The organism is Luteimonas salinilitoris, from assembly GCF_041300785.1.
GTDB lineage: Bacteria > Pseudomonadota > Gammaproteobacteria > Xanthomonadales > Xanthomonadaceae > Luteimonas > Luteimonas salinilitoris.
This window is the reverse complement of record NZ_JBFWIB010000035.1, coordinates 1-7,796: the sequence shown is the minus strand read 5'-3', so window position 1 is coordinate 7,796 and position 7,796 is coordinate 1. Positions and strand designations below refer to the sequence as shown.

The following is a 7,796-nucleotide window of genomic DNA, read 5'->3' as shown; positions in this document are numbered from 1 at the left end:
TTGAGCGGGAAACGAGACGCGCACCCGAACCCTAACTCTTTGTCAGGGCAAGGATTTTTGCTTTCCTCACCCCGGACAGGGACTTGATTATGGACTTTTTTCAGGGGCCTGACAACGGGGCTGAGCCCTCTGAACTGCCCTCGTCGTTGATCAGCGGTCACCTAAGCTCATAGAGGTGCTGGACACGGCCAATCGCAAGTTCAGGGCATGGTGCGGTAGATTGCCCTGACCGTCGTCAGCCGAAGCGTCCATGCCTGTCAGCCCCGAACACGCCTCCCGTCTGCTGGCTACCTTCGGTCGACTCGAGTTTCTGCTCTCCAAAGTTCCCTGCTTCATCCATGGCAAAGAGGGCAAGCCAGCCATTCTCGATTGGGACAAGATTAGCGAGGCAATCGCTAAGCTTCCACCTGATCGCTTCCTGGACACTCACGCCGGGCGTGAAGGCCAGCACGTCCTGCAGGTTGCGCACGACCTGCCCGTTCAGATCCTCCAGGTTGATCAGGTCGACACCACCGGGGACGCGCGCCAGTTCCGCCTGCGTGTGCCGGACGCTGCGGCTGGTCAGCGTCTCGACGGTTGGAACGACGCAAGACAGGCACGTAGGTTCAAATGGAACCAGAAAAGCCACTCTGGCCCCTGCTTGGAAAGACCCCTGCTTGACCCTGCTTTGCATCTCATCCCCGCCGAACCAGGCCGCAGGACATCGGCCGTCAGCGACAGCCGCTTGATCGTCAGCTCGCCATCGAGCCGCGCGACGACCACAGCACCCGGCTCAACGGACGTTGCGAGTGGCCTCAGCTTGCTTGAGCAGATCCTTTCGCTTTGAGCCATCGAACTTCATCAGCCTGACGATCACCCATCCAAGATCCCACTCCTGTGTTGCTTCTGGTATCATGTTGCGGCTTAAAGACCACTCCAGGGCGTGAAATCAGCCGCCCTTCATTCCGGAAACAGATCCTCCAGTGATTACGCCGCCCTAAAACAGCAGTACCTGCATCTGCCCGTGTTGACGGGTTTTTTTTAGGGCTTTCGTAAATTCACGTGTTTGCCTCGGCCATACGTCGAGGCTTGGGATCACTACCTTTGACCAAACTATCCAGCCTGCGCCAGGACTGGCTCGGCAATATTCGTGGCGACGTGCTTGCCGGCATCGTCGTCGCGCTCGCATTGATACCGGAGGCCATCGCCTTCTCTATCATCGCCGGCGTGGACCCCAAGGTGGGGCTGTATGCGTCCTTCTGTATCGCGGTCGTGATCGCGTTCACAGGTGGCCGCCCCGGCATGATCTCCGCCGCCACCGGCGCCATGGCCCTGCTGATGGTGGGCCTCGTCAAGGACCACGGTTTGCAGTACCTGCTGGCGGCCACCCTGCTGACCGGCGTGCTGCAGATTCTCGCCGGGGTGTTCAAGCTCGGTGTGCTGATGCGGTTCGTGTCGCGATCGGTCGTCACCGGCTTCGTCAATGCCTTGGCGATCCTGATCTTCCTGGCCCAGCTCCCCGAGCTAACCCACGTACCGTGGACCGTGTACGCGATGGTCGCGGCGGGCCTGGCCATCATCTATCTGCTTCCGCGGGTGACCCGGGTAGTGCCCTCGCCATTGGTGGCCATTGTCGTGCTCACCATCGCAGCGGCGCTGATGAAGCTCGACATCCGCACAGTGGGTGACATGGGCCAGCTGCCGGACAGCCTGCCGGTTTTCCTGTTGCCACAGGTGCCGCTGTCTCTGGAAACGCTATGGATCATCCTGCCGGTGTCCGCCACCCTCGCCGTGGTCGGCCTGCTCGAGTCCATGCTGACCGCGCAGATCGTCGACGACCTGACCGACACGCCGAGCAACAAGAACCGTGAAGCGGTGGGCCAAGGCGTCGCAAATATTACGTCCGGCTTCATCGGCGGCATGGCCGGCTGCGCGATGATCGGGCAGTCGGTGATCAACGTGAAATCGGGTGGCCGCGGCCGCCTGTCCTCGCTCGCCGCGGGTGTTTTCCTGCTGCTGATGGTCGTCTTTGCCGGCCCATGGGTAAAACAGATCCCGATGGCCGCGCTTGTCGCCGTGATGATCATGGTGGCGATCGGTACTTTCAGCTGGAATTCGTTCCGCAATCTACGGTCGTATCCAAAGAGCTCCAGCCTGGTGATGATCGCCACTGTCATCGTGACGGTGTTCACCCATGATCTGGCCAAGGGGGTATTGACCGGCGTGCTGCTCTCGGCCTTGTTCTTTGCCCGCAAGGTCGGCCGCGTGCTGCATATCGGATCGGTGTCCACCAACGACGGGCGCGAGCGCCACTACACCGTGACCGGGCAGGTGTTCTTCGCCTCGTCCGAAAGCTTCCTTGCTGGCTTCGATTTCAAGGAAGTCATCGAGCGCGTCCGGATCGACGTCAGCCATGCGCACTTCTGGGACCTCAGTGCCGTTGGAGCCCTCGATAGGGCGGTACTGAAGTTCCGCCGCGAGGGCACCGAAGTGGAGTTGATTGGCATGGACGAGGCCAGCGCGACGCTGGTTGATCGACTGGGCGTGCATGACAAGCCCGATGCCGTTGAACGTCTGATGGGCCATTGAGGACCGAGCGATGACTGACAAGAGCGCCACCCACCCGTATCTGAATGTCGGCGGCCGTGTCCTAGCCGCAATTGACCTCTCGGTCTACACCGAAAGCACCTGTCACTACGCCGCCTGGGCCGCCCACCGGCTCGAGGCACCGTTGGAGTATCTGCACGTCCTGAGCCGCCACCAGGAGGCGGCCAGCGGGATCGATTTCAGCGGCAACCTGGCGGCGGATGCCCGACAAAAGCTACTGCAAGACCTGGTGGTGGCGGATGAGCATCGCAGCAAACTGGCGCAGGAGCGCGGCCGACTCGTGCTGGAGCGCGCGAAGGGGATTGCCGCGGGTCTGCACGGCGTTTCAGCCGAGGGCCGATTGCGTCATGGCAGCCTGGTCGAGACGCTGACCGAACTGGAGACGGATGTGCGACTGTTCGTCTTGGGCAAGCGCGGCGAGCACGCGGACTTCGCCAAAGGCCATCTGGGCGGCGAACTCGAACGCGTGGTTCGCGCCGTCCATCGCCCGTTGCTCGTCGCCTCGCGTGAGTACACCGAGATCGACCGCGTCCTGATCGCATTCGATGGCAGCCCCACCACGCGCAAGGGCGTGGAGATGGTCGCGGCGAGCCCGCTGTTCCGAGGATTGGAGATTCGGGTAGTGACGGCCGGTACGGATACCGATGCGATCGCCAAGCAGATGCAGTGGGCCTTGGAAACGCTGAAGGCGGCCGGTTTGACGGCGCTTGGTGCGATCCTGTCCGGAGATCCCGAGGACATCATCGCCAGCTATGTTCGCGATGAAGAAGTGGACCTGCTGGTCATGGGCGCCTACGGGCATTCGCGGATACGGCAACTGATCGTCGGTAGCACCACCACTACGATGCTGCGTACTTGCCGCGTTCCGGTGCTCCTTCTGCGGTGACACTGGAGAAGGCACCAAGTCTCGGCGAATCCTGGCGCCTGCTCAACAGGCCTACGCCGAATTTGAGCTCGTCTGTTGATACAAGCACGGTGCCCCGGCGTTGAAACCGGGCCAGTGTTCCGGAGGCGCGCTCGCAACCAAGCCATCGAGAGCAGACACGATGACCGAAGCATTCACCGAACACCCGTCCCCTGGAAAAATTGCACGAAACCGCCTCTACCGGATGATGGAGGAATTATTGGAGATCGCCGATGTTCGCCTGGGCGGCAATCGCCCCTGGGACATCCGGTTGATGGCTGGGGGTGTTCCTGAGCGCGTCTTCACGCAGGGCAACCTCGGCTTGGGCGAAGCGTACATGGACGGCGCCTGGGAGTGCGATCGACTGGATGAACTGTACGATCGGATTCTGCGGGCGCAGCTCGACCGGCACGTGAAACCACTGAAGCTCATGCTTCATTCGCTGCAGGCCCGGTTCCTGAACCGGCAGACATCACGGAAGGCTTGGGAGGTCGGTGAAGCTCATTACGACCTCGGGAATGATTTCTACGCGGCCATGCTGGATCCGCGCATGACTTATACCGGCGGCTACTGGGCCGATGCGAGCGATTTGGTGGAGGCGCAGGAAGCCAAGCTCGACATGATTTGCCGCAAGTTGCGCTTGGAGCCCGGCATGCGGGTGCTCGATATCGGCTGCGGCTGGGGCAGCTTCATGGCCTACGCAGCCGAGCATTACGGCGTCGAGTGTGCCGGCGTGACGATCTCCAAGGAACAGACGGCATGGGCTACGGAGCGCTACGACGGGCTGCCGTTGGAGTTCCGGCTGCAGGACTACCGCTCGATCAACGAACGCTTCGACCGCATCGTCAGCGTGGGCATGTTCGAGCATGTCGGCCGAAAGAATCACCGGACCTACATGGAACTCGTCCATCGCTGTATGAACGACGACGGCCTGTTCCTGCTTCACACCATCGGCAAGAACCGACGCAAGTCCACCACCGACCCGTGGATCGATCGATATATCTTTCCTAATGGCGATTTGCCATCGATCGGCCAGATCGGCGATGCCTGCGACGGGCTCTTCGTCGTCGAGGATCTTCACAACTTCGGCGCCGACTACGACAAGACCTTGATGGCGTGGCATGCCAATTTCGAGCGGGCGTGGCCACGTTTCGAAGACGAGCTGGGGCAACGGTTCTATCGCATGTGGCGCTACTACCTGCTGTCCTGCGCCGGCGCATTCCGTGCCCGCGACCTGCAACTGTGGCAGTGGGTGCTGTCAAAGGATGGGGTCCGTGGCGGCTACCAGCGCCCCGAGGGCGCGTCCGACACCGCACACGCAACCGCCCCATGGCCGACCCCGGCCTGATCACGACATTGTTACTCGCGGGGCTTGACATGTTATGATTCATCAAATTTCGATCGAAATACCCCTCCGCCTGTCTCGTCGATCTTGAGGACAGCCTCAAGTTCTACTAGGTGATGTGGTTTCCGCACAATGGGGTGCGGTTCAGAGGGTCAAGACGAGGCTCTCTCCATGAACACTCCAATCTAGCGCTCCCTTCTTGGCCGCGGGTGCAATGCCCGCTTCGGATGCCGCTTCCGGCATGCCTTCCACCGAGATCGAGGAGTCATCATGTCTGTCACTAATCTGGACGAATTCTTCAGCATGCTCGTCGAGGAGCAGCGGGATATCCGCATTGCCCTGATGAGCCTTGAAGGAGCAGGAAAACCCGTTGAGCTGGACCAGACCACACAAGGACGCGTCAGCCGAATCGACGCCATTACCCAGCAGCATATGGCCAAGGCGGGAAGTACGCATCTGAAGATCCAGCTTGAGCGGATCAACGCGGCGTTAGCGCGTCATGCCGCCGGACACTATGGGGTTTGCCGGCGGTGCGACCTGGAGATAGACCACGCACGGCTGATGGCCGATCCGGCCGCGCCTTTCTGCCTGGAATGCACTGAGGAACTGGCCGAGACGAAGCGGCAAGACATGCGCCGAAACATCGGTCGCTAAGTCCGCACTCCCCTGCTGACCGCCTTTTCCAAGGTGGCATCCACTTGCTTGATCGACAGGAAAACACAATGAATCTGATGACGAGTGCATCGGTCAAAGGGCCGATCGTGAAGCGCTGCGCCTTCGGGGAGCACGAGCTCATCCTCGAGACCGGCGACATCGCCAAGCAGGCGTCCGGTGCGGTGATGGTCCGCGTGGGCGACACCGTGGTGCTGGTGACCGCGGTTGGCAACAAGCGCGTCAAGGACGGGCTCGACTTTTTCCCGCTCACCGTCGAGTACCGTGAGCGCTTTTACGCGGGCGGACGCATTCCAGGCGGCTTCTTCAAGCGCGAGGGGCGGCCAACCGAAAAGGAAATCCTGACCTCGCGCTTGATCGACCGGCCGGTACGGCCGCTGTTTCCCGATCAGTTCCGCAACGAGGTCCAGGTTATCGCCACCGTGCTGTCGGTCGATCCGCTGATCGATCCGGACATTCCGGCGATGATCGGCGCCTCTGCCGCGCTGCGCCTGTCCGGATTGCCCTTCAAGGGGCCGATTGGAGCGGTGCGCATCGGTCGCAACGGCGACAGTTTCCTGGTCAATCCGACGACCGAAGAACTGAAGGAGTCCGATCTCGACCTGGTCGTGGCGGGCACTCGGCACGGCGTGCTCATGGTCGAATCCGAAGCCAATCTGCTCTCGGAGGAAACCATGCTGGAGGCGGTGTCGGTGGGGCACCGCGCCATGCAGTCCGTGATCGCTGCCATCGAGGAGCTCGCAAACGCAGCCGGCGTGACCCCATGGGAATGGAGTCATTCGGCCCGCGACCTGAGCTTGGTCGAGACCGTACGCGCCCGGATCGGAGACAGCCTCAACCGCGCACTGCTCATCACCGACCGCCTCGCCCGCAAAAAGCAGGTGCAGGTGATCAGAAACGGGGTGTTGACGGCCTTGGGGGCGCCAGCGACTTCCTCGATGGGCTGGAACGCGACAGACGTGCGGACGGAATTCGATGAACTCGAGTATGCCGCTGTGCGTCGCATGGTGCTGCAGGACCGGCGCCGGCTCGATGGCCGTGGACTGGAAGATGTGCGTCCGATCTCAATCAAGCTCGGCATGCTGCCGCGCGCTCACGGCTCGGCGGTGTTCACCCGCGGCGAAACCCAGGCGATCGTGACCACTACCCTTGGCACCGCGCGGGACGGCCAGGTCATCGATGCCGTCACCGGCGAGTCTAAGGAACACTTCCTGTTCCACTACAACTTCCCGCCCTACTGCGTCGGCGAAACGGGCCCGATGATCGGTCCAAAGCGGCGCGAGATCGGCCATGGCCGTCTGGCCAAGCGCGGCGTCGCCGCGATCATGCCGTCGATGGAAGCATTCCCTTACACCATTCGCATGGTGTCTGAGATCACCGAGTCCAACGGTTCCTCCTCAATGGCTTCGGTGTGCGGCAGCTCGCTGGCTCTGATGGACGCGGGCATTCCGATCAAGGGACCCGTGGCAGGCATCGCCATGGGCCTGGTGAAGGAAGGCGATCAGTTCGCGGTGCTGTCCGACATCCTCGGTGACGAGGATCACTTGGGTGACATGGATTTCAAGGTCGCCGGCACTGTCGACGGTATCTCGGCCTTGCAGATGGACATCAAGATCGACGGTGTGACCACCGAGATCATGCAGGTTGCACTGTCCCAGGCCCGCGACGGAAGGCTGCATATCCTGGACGAGATGGCCAAGGCAATCGAGCAACCGCGCCAGGAAATGTCAGCGTTCGCGCCCCGTCTGCTCACGCTCAAGATCCACCCGGACAAGATCCGCGAGGTCATCGGCAAGGGGGGCGCGACGATCCAGGCGTTGACCAAGGAGACCGGAACCCAGATCGATATCCGGGATGACGGCACCATCACCATCGCTTCTACCAATGGCGCGGCCGCTGCCGAGGCACGCAGACGCATCGAGCAGATCACGGCGGAGATCGAGCCGGGCCGTATCTACGAAGGCAAGGTGGCCAAGGTTCTCGACTTCGGCGCCTTCGTCACCATTGCTCCAGGCAAGGACGGACTGGTGCATGTGTCCCAGATCTCCAACGAGCGTGTCGAGAATGCCTCCGAGGTGCTGTCGGAGGGTGACATGGTCAGGGTCAAGGTCCTGGAGGTCGACCGGCAAGGACGTGTACGGCTCTCGATGAAGGCTGTGGACGCTGAAGGGAGTGTCACTGCCTGATTCGGAGCGTGCAGTCGCATCACCCGCACGTGTTCTTCTACCGGATTTGTTGCCATGAACCACAAAGATATCCTGTTCGACGACGACGCCAGATTGCGCATGC

6 protein-coding genes are annotated in these 7,796 nt (G+C 61.6%); 5 read left to right on the top strand and 1 reads right to left on the bottom strand.

Going from position 1 to position 7,796, the window contains the following annotated elements; all coding sequences use genetic code 11:
• Positions 1-235 precede the first annotated feature (235 nt).
• A complete protein-coding gene (locus AB5T46_RS20155) occupies positions 236-628 on the bottom strand; it encodes a hypothetical protein (protein WP_370565895.1) in 393 nt (130 codons plus the stop codon).
• Between the two features lie 455 nt (positions 629-1,083).
• Between AB5T46_RS20155 and AB5T46_RS20150 the strand changes: the two genes are divergently transcribed.
• The 5 genes from AB5T46_RS20150 (at position 1,084) to pnp (ending at position 7,693) form a co-directional block, all read left to right on the top strand.
• Positions 1,084-2,568, top strand: coding sequence for a SulP family inorganic anion transporter (locus AB5T46_RS20150; protein ID WP_370565894.1), 1,485 nt, complete (start codon positions 1,084-1,086; stop codon positions 2,566-2,568).
• A gap of 10 nt (positions 2,569-2,578) precedes the next feature.
• Complete coding sequence (locus AB5T46_RS20145) at positions 2,579-3,472, top strand: universal stress protein (RefSeq protein WP_370565893.1); 894 nt, start codon at positions 2,579-2,581, stop codon at positions 3,470-3,472.
• Between the two features lie 160 nt (positions 3,473-3,632).
• Positions 3,633-4,838 carry a cyclopropane fatty acyl phospholipid synthase gene (gene cfa, locus AB5T46_RS20140; RefSeq protein WP_370565892.1) on the top strand — a complete coding sequence of 402 codons (1,206 nt, stop codon included), beginning with the start codon at positions 3,633-3,635 and terminating at the stop codon, positions 4,836-4,838.
• Positions 4,839-5,105: 267 nt separating this feature from the next.
• The gene (locus AB5T46_RS20135) at positions 5,106-5,489 is read left to right on the top strand and encodes a TraR/DksA family transcriptional regulator (protein ID WP_370565891.1); all 384 of its coding nucleotides are present in this window, start codon (positions 5,106-5,108) and stop codon (positions 5,487-5,489) included.
• 77 nt (positions 5,490-5,566) lie between these two features.
• The gene (gene pnp, locus AB5T46_RS20130) at positions 5,567-7,693 is read left to right on the top strand and encodes a polyribonucleotide nucleotidyltransferase (protein ID WP_370565896.1); all 2,127 of its coding nucleotides are present in this window, start codon (positions 5,567-5,569) and stop codon (positions 7,691-7,693) included.
• The last annotated feature ends 103 nt before the right edge of the window (positions 7,694-7,796 follow it).

Coding starts and splice junctions, on each gene's coding strand:
- AB5T46_RS20145 (WP_370565893.1), top strand. CDS start 2,579: ATGACTGACAAGAGCGCCACCCACCCGTATCTGAATGTCGGCGGCCGT.
- AB5T46_RS20135 (WP_370565891.1), top strand. CDS start 5,106: ATGTCTGTCACTAATCTGGACGAATTCTTCAGCATGCTCGTCGAGGAG.
- pnp (WP_370565896.1), top strand. CDS start 5,567: ATGACGAGTGCATCGGTCAAAGGGCCGATCGTGAAGCGCTGCGCCTTC.
- cfa (WP_370565892.1), top strand. CDS start 3,633: ATGACCGAAGCATTCACCGAACACCCGTCCCCTGGAAAAATTGCACGA.